The sequence below is a fragment of the Marinomonas sp. SBI8L genome, assembly GCF_001624705.1.
Taxonomy (GTDB): domain Bacteria; phylum Pseudomonadota; class Gammaproteobacteria; order Pseudomonadales; family Marinomonadaceae; genus Marinomonas.
On sequence record NZ_JSEO01000002.1, the window covers coordinates 227,776 to 241,184 of the forward strand.

Consider the following 13,409-nt stretch of genomic DNA (forward strand, 5'->3'; position numbering starts at 1 on the left):
CTCACGAAATTTTCGTAAGAGAGGGGATAAATCTTAACCTTTTTTCAACTCATGTAGCTCTTCACTAAACCAAATTTTGCGTTTGAAGCGAGGGTTCTTAGAAGACATATCTATCTTGTAAGGGTTTTGCTCAGGGCTTTGAGGTAAATCTAGAATGTTACACAGTTCTTGAGCTAACCATTTTTCTACTTTAAGTACGACCATCTTCTTACGTAGACGACCTTGTACATCACGGTTAAGAATAGTTGGTAAAGTATTAAGGGTTAGGATTTCACCAAGTGCAGGGTGTGCCATTTTTTGACGACCTTCTTCACTAGCATAAAAGTGAGAAACAGCAAAAACCATACGCTCTGGGTTAATCTTTTGTAAGAACTGGCATGATTTAACAACGGTAGAGCCTGTACGTACCATGTCGTCAAATAAGATAATGCTAGCACCATCTAGACCATCAAATGTGTGCTCACTTTCTTTATGAAGAGTGATCTCAACTTTACGTTCAGCAGTACGTTCTTTATCTAGCATGATAAATTTCGCTTTGCTAAGACCTAATGTATTAAACATTTTTTGTACAAAACTACGAGCGCCTTTGTCTGGTGCACAAAGTACTAAGCCTTCACCATCTTCTCCATAATCCAAAATATTTGAGTTAAGCAGGTAGTGTGAATAAATTTCGTAAGGAATTAGGTTGTGGAAATCACCATCGAACACTTCAGTGAAAATTTTCTGAACTGAATCTGAGTGGTTATGAATCGTCATCACGGTATCCACGCCAGAAAGTTTTAGCATTTGTGCATATAGCTTAGCGGTGAAAGGCTGACCATCAAACTTTTTAATATCGTTGATATCACGATCAAAGCTTGTTTCTCCTAGGTCTTTAGATGGGCCACGATCCTGTGCGCTGTAAAATAAATCTGGCTCAACCAAAATGACACGCGCTGCACCATTTTCTTTCGCTGCCCTAGCAATAATTAAGTTTGTCATTGCTAATTCTTGACGACTTTTAACTAGGCTACCTGTACTCACAATAACAACAGACTTACCTTTTAATTTGAAGCCAATATTCTCGAAATCTGACTCGTCAGAAATAAAACGAGGGCAGAACTCTGAGTTCATAAATTGCTTCATACTGATGATATCAGCGATGTCATCGTGCTGGCCCATGGCATAGGCTACATCAATAGCAAAAGGGTTATCGGAAGAGTTGCTTACTACTACGACATTAGATGACTGTTTTGTCGACAAAGTCATGAGAGATCCTTTGTTAGGGATAGGAGATTTGCGCAGATTCTAATACTTGTTAGCCTTATGCGATAGGGTCATTTTGCAGAAAGTTTAAAATTTTATTTAAGTTATTTAAAGAATTAATGAGTTAGCTTAAAAGTTTGCGAAACTCTTGATATTACTGACCTTTAGGTCAAATTTCTAATTGGTGTTTTAGTAGACAATTTCGCAAAGTAGCGAAGTGTTTTGAACATAGTTTACGTCGCAATGAGAGATATATCGTGGGAATACAAGATTTATATATGAAATTTATCTTTGTATTTTAATATTCGATGCTGATATAGCGGTTCACATTCTTACATTTTACATTGAATATAAATTCTCATACTTAAGCTCATACCCCTTAAATAAGGGCTTGTTAACCTGCTTATATAAGAAGAAGCTAAAAAATGGATTTGTTTTATAGTGATGCTTATGACGCAATAAAACTTTCTTATTTGATAAGAGATTAAGCTTTCCTATTAAATCGATTGATTAAATTCGCTAATTTTTTGCTTAGCAAAGACTTTTTAGAACACTATTTAAAATCGAGGAACAGATGGCTGAAGAAAAAATAATTATACCTCTAGACGAAATTGAGCAGAAAACAGCGCAAGCTTTAATCGCCCATGGCGCGGTAAATTGGGTTGCAGCTGAAGTAGCTAAAGCAGTAAGGCAAGCAGAGTCTGTGGGTAACATGATTTGCGGTCTTTTCTATCTAGATAGTTATTGTACACAACTTAAAACGGGCAGAGTGAAAGGGGATGTAGACCCGATTGTCAGTCAACCAAAATCATCTGCGGTAGAAGTAGATGCACAACTTGGTTTTGCTCAAGCAGCCTTCGCAAAAGGTTTTGAAAAAGCGATTTCAGTGGCAAAAGAAAATGGTATCGCTTCTTTAGCCATTAGACATTCACATACCTGTACCTCAATGGGGTATTTTACTGAGCAAATTGCTAATGCCGGTTTAATTGCGGTTGGTATGACGAATGCGCCAGCATGTGTTTCTCCACCAGGCGGTTCAAAAGCAGTACTAGGAACCAACCCTATTTCGATGGCTGTTCCAGCAAAAGAGGGTGGTATATCATTTAAATTTGATCAATCGACCAGTGCGATAGCAATTGGCAAAATACGTATCGCTGCAGCAGCTGGTGAGAAGATTCCTTTTGGTTGGGCTGTCGATAAAAATGGTGAACCAACGGATGATCCGGTAGCAGGCCTTGAAGGCTCGCTTGTTTCTGCAGGTGGTTATAAAGGATATGGCTTCGGTTTGATGGCGGAAATTTTCGCCGCTGCTGTAACTGGATCAAATAATAGTGTGAATACGCCGCCGCTTAAAGCTGCTGAGGGTGGTCCACATGATCTTGGCCAATTTTACTTCTTATTAGACCCTACCGTTTATTCGGGTGATGCATTCTGGGATAGACTCGAAACACTCGAAGAGGCGGTAAGTAGCCAACCAAACGCAAGATTACCCGGCTCTAACAAAGAAGCCGTTTCTGAAGTCGCTATTAGTAAAGTTCTTTGGGATACCGTGCTAGATTTAGCATCTAAATAGTGGTTTGAATTAACTTAAAATCTATTTAAGTATGCTTAGATCATTTTACGTAATCTCTTCATCCCAGTGTTTTGCACTGGGATTTTTGTTTTTAAGAGTTATACAAATGATTAATAAGGAGTGGGTTAGAAGGATAGAGCTAAGACGCTAGCCTAGATATGGCGCTAGCTGTTGCGAGTAATTGTTCTTTTGCATTTTCAAACTGGTCTTGGTTGTTCATGATCTGATCGGCACCTGAGATATTAATTGCCGCTATTGTCTGGCCAAGGTAGTTGGTAATAGGCGCTGCAATGGCTGTGGCATTATCAGAACGATTACTGGAGAAACCTTGCCCCCATTCTACTTTTAAAAGTTTTTTAAGCTCAGGTAGGGACTGCGGATGTGGTCCTGGATAAATATCAAGCTGAAGCGTTTGATACATCGCATTTAGTTCAATATCACTAAGCTGCTGTAATAAAACACGACCCATAGCATTAGTATGACAAGGTAGTCTTGAGCCAAGAGGAATATTAACAGATAAGCGTTGAGATGCCTGAGCGCGATAAATGTAAATGGTTTCTAAGCCATCACGAATACCAAGGTGACAAGAAATAGAGGCATTGTCTCTAAGTTCATTGATGTATGGTGATGCGATATCAACTAAATCTCTGCCAGCTAGGAATGCAAAGCCACGGGAGACAACTTGTGGTCCTAGTTCATAGGCATTTCTCGTTACCTTCTTTAAATAGCCCATATCTAACAGTGTTTGCACAATACGGTAGGTTGAGGAAGCACTAACACCAAGATGTTCAGCAAAATCTTGCGTATTTAATACTCTTTTATCTCTATTAAACATCTCAATGATCTGTAGTCCTCGAGATAATGCTGGTACGTGGTATTCAGGGCTATTACTCATAGTTAATTCCATATTTGATCAAAAATTTCATATATAAATTACTTTTTGCATTTTATGCCATTTTTAGAGTTTTTACTTTCAAAAATGATTTATTTAAATATATTTGAATCTAATGGAATTGAAAAGCATGATTTTTGTGTTTTTAAATTCATATTTGAATAAAAGCTTTATATGTGGGGATATTGTTGTGGCTAAAGAGTTCGTATTAAAAGCATCTTGTGATGCAGCTAGCGGTATTGTGGCTGCTGTTTCAACTTACTTAGCAGATCATGGTTGTTACATTGCAGAAATGCACCAGTTTGACGATGAAGATAGTCAGCATTTTTATATGCGCGCTGTTTGTCGAATTGAAGGTGATGACAACACGATTGCATCAATTCGAGATGGTTTTAATGAGCAGGTTTCTCGATTCAATATGGATTGGGAAATCGTTGGTAGTGATGAGCCGGTTAAAGTGCTGATCATGGTGAGTAAATTTGACCACTGCTTGGACGATCTTTTATATCGCCATCGTAAAGGCGAGTTGCCAATGGAAATTACTGCGATAGTGTCGAACCATAAAGATCTGAGACCTATGGCAGAGCGTGAAGGAATTCGTTTTGTTCACTTACCTGTTAATAAAGAAAATAAAGCGAAGCAAGAAGCGGCTTTATTAGACATTATTTCTGAAACAGAGACAGATCTCGTTGTATTAGCCCGTTACATGCAAATTCTATCTGATTCGCTTTGTCAGAAACTAAACGGTAAAGCGATCAACATCCACCATTCATTCCTACCAGGCTTCAAAGGTGCTAAACCATATCACCAAGCACATGAGCGTGGCGTTAAGCTTATTGGTGCAACTGCACACTATGTCACATCAGATCTAGATGAAGGTCCAATCATCGAACAATCTGTACAACCTGTTGATCATACTTATTCTCCAGAGCGCCTTGTAGCAGTTGGTCGTGATACTGAAACAGTTGCACTTGCAAATGCGGTAAGAATGCATCTTGAACATCGTGTTTTCATGTATGGCAATAAATCTATTGTTTTCAAATAGGCTTGTGGGGTAGGTGTTATGACAGTTCGGATTGATGGTAAAGCCCTGGCCGATGAAATTGTTGAAAAAGTAGCGCTCGATGTTGTTGCTTTTAAACGTGACCATAAGGTTACGCCTGGATTAGCTGTTGTGCTGGTGGGTGAAGATCCTGCAAGTGCAGTGTATGTACGAAATAAAGTAAAGAGAGCCAATCAGGCTGGCTTAAACTCAACAGAGCACTATTTGGCAAAGGATACCAGTCAAGAAGAGCTGGATAACCTAATTAGCCAGCTTAATAAGGATGAAAGTGTTCATGGTATTTTGGTACAGCTGCCTTTACCAAAACATCTAGATGAAAGCCATGTTATTGAAGCAATTTCACCGGCTAAAGATGTAGATGGTTTCCATCCGCAGAATGTCGGTAATTTAGTGACTGGTCAGAAGTCACTTATTCCATGTACCCCTTTAGGTTGCATGATCATGCTTAATCGCGAAATTGATGATTTATCTGGAAAAAATGCGGTGGTAATTGGCCGTTCAAATATTGTTGGTAAACCAATGGCAAGTTTGCTTTTACAGGCGAATTGTACGGTAACGACAGTCCACTCTAAAACTCAAGATATTGAGTTGGTTTGCCGTAATGCTGACATTTTGGTTGCCGCAGTAGGTCAAGCTCTTCTTGTAAAAAAAGAATGGGTTAAGCCTGGTGCAGTGATTATTGATGTAGGGATAAATTCAGTTGTGGTAGAGGGTAAGAGACGTTTGTTAGGGGATGTTGATTACGATCAAGTCTCAAACATAGCGGGAGCGATTACACCTGTGCCCGGTGGTGTCGGGCCAATGACTATTGCATGTCTGATGCAAAATACTTTAACCGCAGCTCAGCACCAATTAGGTGTTTAAAAAGACTGATGTTAATTCGATTTTTTCTTTAACGAGGATTTTTTCATGCCTTTTTCCTTGCTGAAATATGGTTTAAAAAACGATTATCCATTTGAAAATGATGTGGATTTACCTGCACCAACAGATTTAAAAAAACATTATGACGTTGTCATAATTGGCGGTGGTGGTCATGGTGTTGCAACTGCTTATTATCTTGCTAAGTATCACGGTATTACAAATATCGCGATTTTAGAAAAAGGATATCTAGGTGGCGGTAATACGGCACGTAATACGGCGGTTATTCGATCTAATTATCTAACCTCAGAAGGGGTGAAGTTTTATACCGAATCAGTTGATCTATTTAAACAGCTATCGAACGAGTTTGACTTTAATATCATGTATTCATCTCGTGGTCAGTTAACACTTGCCCATACCGATGCTGCGGTAAGATCTTTTAGGCAGCGAACTGAAGTGAATACACATTTTGGTGGCAAAACTGAGCTGGTTGATCCACAGCAAATCAAAGAGCTTGTACCCACTTTGAATATGAATCCAGCTGATATGCCCGTCTTGGCTGGCTTATGGCATATCGATGGTGCGACAGCTCGCCATGATGCTGTGGCTTGGGGTTATGCAAAAGGTGCGACTCAAAGAGGTGTTGAATTGCACCAACTCACTGAAGTTGTGGATGTTATTACTGAGAATAACAAGGTTACTGGCGTTAAAACTAACCGAGGCACAGTGAATTGCGGTTGCGTTGTGCAAGCGGTAGCAGGGCATAGCTCAATTGTTGCTGCAATGGCAGGCATTAAAATGCCAATTACCACTTATCCCCTGCAGGCTATGGTAACTCAACCGGTTAAACCATTTCTTGACCCGCTAGTTAGTTCCTCTGCATTGCACTGCTATGTTCAGCAAACTGGACGGGGTGAAATTGTTTTTGGTGGTGGTTCAGATCCGTATCCTCTTTATAACACTCGCTCTACCTTAGATTTGAAAGAAAGCTTGTTGGCTAGTGCGATTGAAATGTTCCCTTTCATGGCGAATTTGAAGCTTATGCGTCAATGGGCGGGTATCACAGACATGACATCAGACTACAGCCCTATTATGGGGTTAAGTCCTGTTGATAATTACTACCTAGATGCAGGTTGGGGGACTTGGGGTTTCAAGTCGACACCTATTTGTGGAAAAACAATGGCAGAACTGGTCGCAAGTGGTGGCAAAGTGCCTGATTTAATTAAGCCATTTTCTATGGATAGGTTCGATGTTTTCCGTCAGGTAAATGAAATGGGCGCAACGGCTGCTAGCCATTAAGGGGTTATTATGAAAATTATGAATTGCCCACTAAACGGACCACGAAATATCAGTGAGTTTGTTTATGGTGGAGAAGTTAAGCCTATGCCTGACATGGTTAATTGTTCAGATAAAGAATGGGCTGAATACGTTTTCTATTACGACAATACGATACGTATCGTACAAGAGTGGTGGTTTCATTCCCCATCTGGGTATTGGTTTATTGCGGAAAGACACACTGCAAGTGATGAGATTTTGAAAACTTATGATCCTTCTGAAATCTTCAAAGAGAGGGTTGATTTCGAGATGAAGGCTAAGCCAGCTCAGGAGGTTGTATCATGAGAGGCTATAACAGATTACCAAATTCAACAGGTTTATTTATTAATCCTGAGAAGCCTGTCAACTTTACTTTTGAGGGTAAAACCTATCAAGGCGTAGAAGGTGACACAATAGCCAGTGCTTTGATTGCTAATGATCAATGGCTAATGTCTCGCTCATTCAAATACCACCGCCCGCGTGGGCCGTTAACAATGGCAGGGCAAGATGCTAATACACTCGTTCAGTTAGAAAATGAGCCAAATGTACTAGCCGATAGATCAAGCATTGTTAATGATATGAATGTTTTAGGCCAGAACTATAATGGTTCCCTAGAACATGATAAGGATGACAAGCTGGGATATGCCGGCCGCTTTATGCCTGTTGGTTTCTATTACCGTGCTTTTTATAAGCCAAAAGGTGTTTGGGATAAGTGGGAGCCCGTCATCCGTAAAAAAGCGGGTTTAGGTTATGCTGATTTAAGTTTTACACCTACTTATCATGATAAAGCGTATCTGTTTTGTGATCTTGCAGTTATTGGTGCTGGTCCTGCAGGTTTAGCTGCAGCCTTGAAAGCAGCTGATGCTGGTGCAAATGTATTGCTTGTTGATGAGAACCCAATTATTGGTGGTGCTCTAACTTATCATAGGTTTGATATTCCTGGTAAAAAAGCACAAAGCCTAAGAGAAGAACTAACAGAAAAAGTTCTTAACCATGCCAATATTCAAACACTGACGAATGCGACTTGTAATGCTTGGTTTGCTGATAATTACTTACCAGTAATTCAGGGCAATCGCATGTATAAAGTGCGAGCTAAACAATGTGTGATTGCTTCAGGCGCTTTTGAACAGCATGTAGTATTCCGTAATAACGATGTACCTGGCGTTGTGATGTCTAGTGCAGCAATGAGACTGATGTCTCAATATGCTGTTAAACCTGGTAATAAAGCGGTTGTATTAACGGGTAATGATGATGGTTACTACTGTGCTCTAGAGCTTGCTAAGAATGGTGTCGATGTTTCACTAATCATTGATATGCGTAAAGAGGGCGCTTCATCAGAGTTACAAAGTGCTGTTGCGAGTATTGGTTTAGAAGTGCGTCTAAATTCGACTGTCTATGAAGCACTTCCAAGCTCAGATAAAAAGCATTTATCTGGTGTGATGGTTCATGACATTAGTGGTAAGGGAAGCGTATCCCAAAAAGGTGTTAAAGTAGACTGTGACTTATTATGTATGTCGTCTGGCTACATGCCTGTATACCAGCTTTTATGCCAAGCCGGTGCTAAGTTAAGTTATAACGATGACTCAGCTTTATTCTCCCTAACAAACTTACCTGATAACTGCCAAATTGCTGGATCTGTAAATGGTATACATGATCTCGATGCAGTTGTAAGAGATGGTGAGCTTGCGGCTCACTATAGTTTGTTATCTTTAGGCTTGGAAACAGTAGAACCACAACCGGTTCACTGCAAGGTTAAAACTAATTTTGAATGGCCAATTTTCAAACATCCAAAGGGTAAAGACTTTGTTGATTTTGACGAAGACCTTCAAGCTAAGGATATTGTTAACGCGACACGATTAGGCTACAGGGATATTCAGTTAGTTAAGCGCTTTTCAACCGTTGGTATGGGGCCGTCCCAAGGTAGGCACTCAGCACTACCAACAGCTCGCTTGGTTGCTGATGCAACGAATAGAACTGTTACTGAGACAGGTGTTACCACAGCAAGACCACCATTTGTGCCTGAAAAGTTGGCGAATATTGCTGGTCGAATTTTCAACCCGCATAAATATACGCCTATGCATAAGCGCCACCTAGAGCTTGGTGCTCATATGATACCGGCTGGTGTGTGGCGTAGACCTGCTTACTATGGTTCACCTGCTGAACGTGATGATGTCATTCAACGTGAATCTGTGATGGTCCGTAATGCTGTTGGCATGATAGATGTGAGTACCCTGGGTGGGTTAGAGGTTAGAGGTCCTGATGCGGCTGAATTTGTAAACAGAATATATACCTTTGCTTTCTTAAAACAGCCTGTAGGTAAGACGCGCTATGCAGTCTTAACTAACGAGCAAGGAGTCGTGATTGATGATGGTGTTGCCTGTCGTATAGAAGATGATCACTATTATATTACAGCGACAACGAGTGGTGTTGATGCAGTTTATCGTGAAATGACGAAGTGGAATGCTCAATGGCGCTTAGATGTAGATATCGCAAATGTAACCTCTGCATTCTCTGCTGTGAACGTGGCGGGTCCATTGTCTAGAAAAGTACTTGAGAAAGTCTGCTCAGACGTTGATCTTTCTAACGAAGGTTTTCCTTATCTTGGTTATCGTGAAGGCACGATACAAGGTGTGCCAGTGAGACTATTGAGAGTGGGTTTTGTCGGGGAGCTTGGTTATGAGATTCATATGCCTAGTCTATTTGGTGAAACACTTTGGGATCTCCTAATGGAAGCGGGTAAAGAGTTTGATATGAAACCTTTCGGGGTTGAGACTCAGCGACTTTTGAGATTAGAGAAGGGGCATATTATTGTCAGTCAAGACACGGATGGTATGTCTCATCCTGGAGAGTTGTCATTAGACTGGGCAATAAGTCGTAAGAAACCATTTTTTATCGGTAATCGTTCAGTTGATATCGTAATGGCTCGCGAACAAACCCGTAAACTGGTTGGTTTTAAATTAGATGCTAAATCAAGCAGACCTAAAGAAGGCCACATAGTGTTGGCTTCAAATACACAAGTAGACTGTGCTATTACGGGTAATGTTACCTCATCTGAATTCTCAACGACTTTAAATGCGAATATCGGTATGGCCTTTGTTGGCATCAATCAGCAAGAAATTGGTTCTAAGTTCCCAATTCGTGTTGATAATGGTGAGCTTGTTATGGCTGAGGTTGTGCCTTTACCTTTTTATGATGTAGATAATGCCCGTCAGGAGGTGCTGTAATGGATTTCTATAACCTAAGCTCGGCTGTAGAGCTTCGTCGCAGTCAATTGGCTGTTGGCTCACCTGAATTAATAAACTCAAAAATCAGTATGCATGATCATACCTTATTCTCGAGAGTCGGTTTTAGAGGAAGGGGTGTAGCGTCTTTTCTGAGAGAGCAAGGTATCAGTGTACCTAATGTTCCAAATCAATCTGTTGTAACTGCAGCTGGCGTGCTTGTATTGCGCCTCAGCAACACAGAGTTCTGGCTAATTGATACAGATAAATCACAGCATGAGTTTATTGAAGCATTAGAACTTGCATCAAAGGGTGTTACTAATGTTTATCGTTTATATTGTCAGCATAGTCACGGATGTTTTTTGGTTAAAGGCAAAAATACACCGAATATGTTTGCCAAAGTGTGTGGGGTTGATTTGAGCGAGAAAGTATTTGAATGTTCAAGTATTGCTCAAACTTCTGTCGCCAGAGTTAACGCAATTATCGCTAAGCAAGTTATATTAGATGAAGAAGGGTATTTTGTTCTATCGGATATCGCTGGCTCACAACACTTGTGGAATGCTATTTCTGATGCGAGTGCGGAATTTAATTAATGCTACAGGGTTGATGCGAGTAGCTACTTAAGCGCAGACACTATCAGAAAACTGTATAAACAAAAGCCTGATTAATAATTATTGATCAGGCTTTTTTTATTATATAAGTTAGCCTTAACAAGGCTGTTAACTAGACTAACTCATTTTAAAAAACTGAAAACATTACTTGTTTGTGTGTTCTCTGATATCGGTAAAATCAAGTTTATGAGACTTCATTAAAGCTACTATTTCCTTAGCCTTATCTCTCTTAGAGTTAATTAAATCGACAGACTCAACAAAAATAGACTTAAGTTTATCAATTGCTGCTTGTGTGTAATGTTCAGCGATGAATTTAATTAGTTTGTTTTGCTCTTCTCTTGAAAGCTTACTTACATCAAAAAGTACAGTTTGAGCGATTAATCTTAAAGGTTGTGTTTTTAAGTGAGGGTCGGAATAAGAATTATCAGTTTTAGATTTGTTACCAGCTTTATCAAGTAACTTTATAAAGAGTGTGTAATTGGCATAATTATCAATCGATTTTGATAAATGCAACACTGTAGACTCGTAAGAATGCAATCGTAATACGCTTTCAAAAAGGTGTATTAAATTTGAATGGTTCAATGATCTAGCCCTTTCACTTTTAGTGAGAATTCCATTAATGGTTACATTATTAAATAGCTGCTTTGATGAATTAAGTTATTTCAAAGAGCATTAACTGGATTATCCTTAAGCAATAAGTTGTCTATCCATAAAACAATATACTTACTGAAGTTGTTAAGTGCGTGCAGAAGAAGCTACCTGAGGCCTCTCACACTATTTTAATAGAGTTTTAATAAAATGCCATCAAGTAGAGCCTACTTAGCGAAAAGAAGCTTTAAGAGGCTTTTGCTGCACGAAAATTTCACAATATCTCAATTTGACACGCTAAATATTTGATATATGTTAAAATTCTATTGCTTTCAGGTCAAACTAAAATATATAAATCAATGAGTTAGTTGTCACTAACATGATGTGGCTTGATATCTTAGTTTGGACTATAACTAAAGTATGTGTATTAGATTGTTGAGGTACATATATGTCAAAAGTCGTCCAGATCAATCCAAATAATAGCTATAATTGGTTTTACTTTAGCCAAAGTCTTGCCACATTGCTTGCCAAGCAAAATTTTTCTATTGAATTTCAGGCTTTAATGCTCAAAAGAATGGAGTCAGCATTCAATGAATTTGATTTCAGCTATAGCATGAATATGAATTTACCCGCCGAACATATAGATCAAGTGACTGAGCAAGTTGATACTTTAGCCAAACTATTACAGCAAAGGACAACAAGGCTTTTAATAAGTCGATTAAGCTTTGAAATTGAATTAGCGCAATCGCAAGGGTATCAATAGGTCACATTTCTAAATTGTTGATGAACTCCCTTAAGTGTCGGTTGTGGACTATCAAGAAAACAATATAAGATCATTTTATCTATCATAAGGGCCAAATGAAAAGGGTGCCTTTATCAGTATCATTAAGGATGTTTGTAGCACTAAAGTAGTGTAGAGAAAATAAAGCGATTCTCTTATAAATATACGCTAGATATTAACTGAGCCAGAAAGCAGGAGGCTATAAGCTGGTCTACCCATATGGGTTATATCTAGGAGATTTTTTGATAAATATGAACGAAGGAGCGTGCGTGAAAGTTAAACAAGTTTTGTAAGTGACTGAATTGATGTAATAAATTTTGGATATAAATGTAAATTATCAGAAAAATATTACACTTGTTTGGTGTAATAACTAAAGTTTTGCAGTAAAATATTGTAAATTGAAAAGGATTTTTAGTTACAACTTATGCAGGAACCTCGAATGACTCAAGCTATTCAAGAGCAAATTACTTTCGGCAAGGATGTCGAGTTAATTACAATCACTGACCTTGATGGTTTTATTACCTACACGAATGATGAATACCAAAAAGTACTCGGTTATCACTCAGAAGAATTGATTGGATTAAAGGTAAATAGTTTAGATCATGCTGATATGCCAAAAATTGCTAGTTTGAATCTAAAATCAAAGAAAAAGCAAAGAAAAAGTTGGACTGCAGCTGTCAAAAAACAACACCTTAATGGAAGCTTTTATTGGGTTAAAGAAGTGTTAACCCCAATTTATGAGAATTCTAGTGTTGTTGCTTATCAATCTGTCTGTAGAGGGTTATCTGCGATCGAGCAGGCAAACGCAGAAGCAATTTACAGTGAAGTAAGGATTAGAAATTCAGTAGTTTACAGCTGGGAAAATTTTTATTGTAGGCTAGCATTATACGCTGCCGCTTCAATTTTAGTTTTTTCTGCTGGTTTGTTTTCTTCATTATTATTTTCTTTATTTATGCTTATGCCTTTTATTATTTATTATGGAGAAGTAATAAAATCGGAAACTTTTTTCGAGAGTACAACAGGTAGTTTTGAGGACATAACACGCTCTATATTTAATAAAAAGATGGAAGGTCATCAAAATATCCAAGAAAACTCAAACGACTTGGCAATAGGTTCCTCTTGCTAGTCACATAAAATACATCATGATTAGTTAGATTTACTTTAAGTCAACAGATTCAAAACCGCCGATAAGAGCTCTTCTTATCGGCGGTTTTTTGTTTTCAGCTAGGTATTACTGGGATAAACTCTGTGATCAAAGTGGGC

12 protein-coding genes are annotated in these 13,409 nt (G+C 38.8%); 9 read left to right on the forward strand and 3 right to left on the reverse strand.

Annotated elements, in window-relative coordinates:
- Positions 1 to 33: 33 nt before the first annotated feature.
- Entirely contained in the window at positions 34 to 1,248 is a 1,215-nt protein-coding gene (locus tag OA91_RS03120) for a phosphoribosyltransferase family protein (protein ID WP_063337116.1), read from the reverse strand.
- A gap of 571 nt (positions 1,249 to 1,819) precedes the next feature.
- Between OA91_RS03120 and OA91_RS03125 the strand changes: the two genes are divergently transcribed.
- Positions 1,820 to 2,818, forward strand: coding sequence for an Ldh family oxidoreductase (locus OA91_RS03125; RefSeq protein WP_063337117.1), 999 nt, complete (start codon positions 1,820 to 1,822; stop codon positions 2,816 to 2,818).
- A gap of 139 nt (positions 2,819 to 2,957) precedes the next feature.
- Here OA91_RS03125 and OA91_RS03130 read toward each other — a convergent pair whose 3' ends face one another.
- Complete coding sequence (locus tag OA91_RS03130) at positions 2,958 to 3,713, reverse strand: IclR family transcriptional regulator (RefSeq protein WP_157196938.1); 756 nt, start codon at positions 3,711 to 3,713, stop codon at positions 2,958 to 2,960.
- Between the two features lie 187 nt (positions 3,714 to 3,900).
- Between OA91_RS03130 and purU the strand changes: the two genes are divergently transcribed.
- The 6 genes from purU to OA91_RS03160 are packed head-to-tail and all read left to right on the forward strand — an operon-like array spanning position 3,901 to position 10,759.
- Positions 3,901 to 4,755, forward strand: a complete 855-nt coding sequence (purU, locus tag OA91_RS03135; RefSeq protein WP_046017441.1) for a formyltetrahydrofolate deformylase — start codon at positions 3,901 to 3,903, stop codon at positions 4,753 to 4,755.
- An 18-nt stretch (positions 4,756 to 4,773) separates the two neighbouring features.
- On the forward strand, positions 4,774 to 5,637 hold the full coding sequence (folD, locus tag OA91_RS03140; protein WP_063337118.1) for a bifunctional methylenetetrahydrofolate dehydrogenase/methenyltetrahydrofolate cyclohydrolase FolD: 864 nt from the start codon (positions 4,774 to 4,776) through the stop codon (positions 5,635 to 5,637).
- 45 nt (positions 5,638 to 5,682) lie between these two features.
- Entirely contained in the window at positions 5,683 to 6,930 is a 1,248-nt protein-coding gene (locus tag OA91_RS03145; RefSeq protein ID WP_063337119.1) for an FAD-dependent oxidoreductase, read from the forward strand.
- Between the two features lie 9 nt (positions 6,931 to 6,939).
- Positions 6,940 to 7,251 (forward strand): sarcosine oxidase subunit delta, encoded by a 312-nt coding sequence (locus tag OA91_RS03150; RefSeq protein WP_063337120.1) that lies wholly within the window; start codon positions 6,940 to 6,942, stop codon positions 7,249 to 7,251.
- Positions 7,248 to 10,169 carry a 2Fe-2S iron-sulfur cluster-binding protein gene (locus OA91_RS03155; RefSeq protein ID WP_063337121.1) on the forward strand — a complete coding sequence of 974 codons (2,922 nt, stop codon included), beginning with the start codon at positions 7,248 to 7,250 and terminating at the stop codon, positions 10,167 to 10,169. Before OA91_RS03150 ends, OA91_RS03155 begins: the two co-directional genes overlap by 4 nt.
- On the forward strand, positions 10,169 to 10,759 hold the full coding sequence (locus tag OA91_RS03160) for a sarcosine oxidase subunit gamma (RefSeq protein WP_063337122.1): 591 nt from the start codon (positions 10,169 to 10,171) through the stop codon (positions 10,757 to 10,759). The genes OA91_RS03155 and OA91_RS03160 overlap by 1 nt, the downstream gene beginning before the upstream one ends.
- Positions 10,760 to 10,921: 162 nt before the next feature.
- Here OA91_RS03160 and OA91_RS03165 read toward each other — a convergent pair whose 3' ends face one another.
- Positions 10,922 to 11,293: a hypothetical protein gene (locus OA91_RS03165; RefSeq protein ID WP_046017311.1), complete on the reverse strand. Its 372-nt coding sequence runs from the start codon at positions 11,291 to 11,293 to the stop codon at positions 10,922 to 10,924.
- A 520-nt stretch (positions 11,294 to 11,813) separates the two neighbouring features.
- Between OA91_RS03165 and OA91_RS03170 the strand changes: the two genes are divergently transcribed.
- Together OA91_RS03170 and OA91_RS03175 are read left to right on the forward strand one after the other, a co-directional pair.
- Positions 11,814 to 12,128, forward strand: a complete 315-nt coding sequence (locus OA91_RS03170) for a hypothetical protein (RefSeq protein WP_063337124.1) — start codon at positions 11,814 to 11,816, stop codon at positions 12,126 to 12,128.
- A 457-nt stretch (positions 12,129 to 12,585) separates the two neighbouring features.
- Complete coding sequence (locus OA91_RS03175; RefSeq protein WP_063337125.1) at positions 12,586 to 13,272, forward strand: PAS domain S-box protein; 687 nt, start codon at positions 12,586 to 12,588, stop codon at positions 13,270 to 13,272.
- Positions 13,273 to 13,409 lie beyond the last annotated feature (137 nt).

Excerpts from the sequence above, each read along its gene's own strand:
- OA91_RS03120 (WP_063337116.1), bottom strand. The coding sequence starts at position 1,248 with ATGACTTTGTCGACAAAACAGTCATCTAATGTCGTAGTAGTAAGCAAC.
- OA91_RS03125 (WP_063337117.1), top strand. The coding sequence starts at position 1,820 with ATGGCTGAAGAAAAAATAATTATACCTCTAGACGAAATTGAGCAGAAA.
- OA91_RS03130 (WP_157196938.1), bottom strand. The coding sequence starts at position 3,713 with ATGAGTAATAGCCCTGAATACCACGTACCAGCATTATCTCGAGGACTA.
- folD (WP_063337118.1), top strand. The coding sequence starts at position 4,774 with ATGACAGTTCGGATTGATGGTAAAGCCCTGGCCGATGAAATTGTTGAA.
- OA91_RS03145 (WP_063337119.1), top strand. The coding sequence starts at position 5,683 with ATGCCTTTTTCCTTGCTGAAATATGGTTTAAAAAACGATTATCCATTT.
- OA91_RS03150 (WP_063337120.1), top strand. The coding sequence starts at position 6,940 with ATGAAAATTATGAATTGCCCACTAAACGGACCACGAAATATCAGTGAG.
- OA91_RS03155 (WP_063337121.1), top strand. The coding sequence starts at position 7,248 with ATGAGAGGCTATAACAGATTACCAAATTCAACAGGTTTATTTATTAAT.
- OA91_RS03160 (WP_063337122.1), top strand. The coding sequence starts at position 10,169 with ATGGATTTCTATAACCTAAGCTCGGCTGTAGAGCTTCGTCGCAGTCAA.
- OA91_RS03170 (WP_063337124.1), top strand. The coding sequence starts at position 11,814 with ATGTCAAAAGTCGTCCAGATCAATCCAAATAATAGCTATAATTGGTTT.
- OA91_RS03175 (WP_063337125.1), top strand. The coding sequence starts at position 12,586 with ATGACTCAAGCTATTCAAGAGCAAATTACTTTCGGCAAGGATGTCGAG.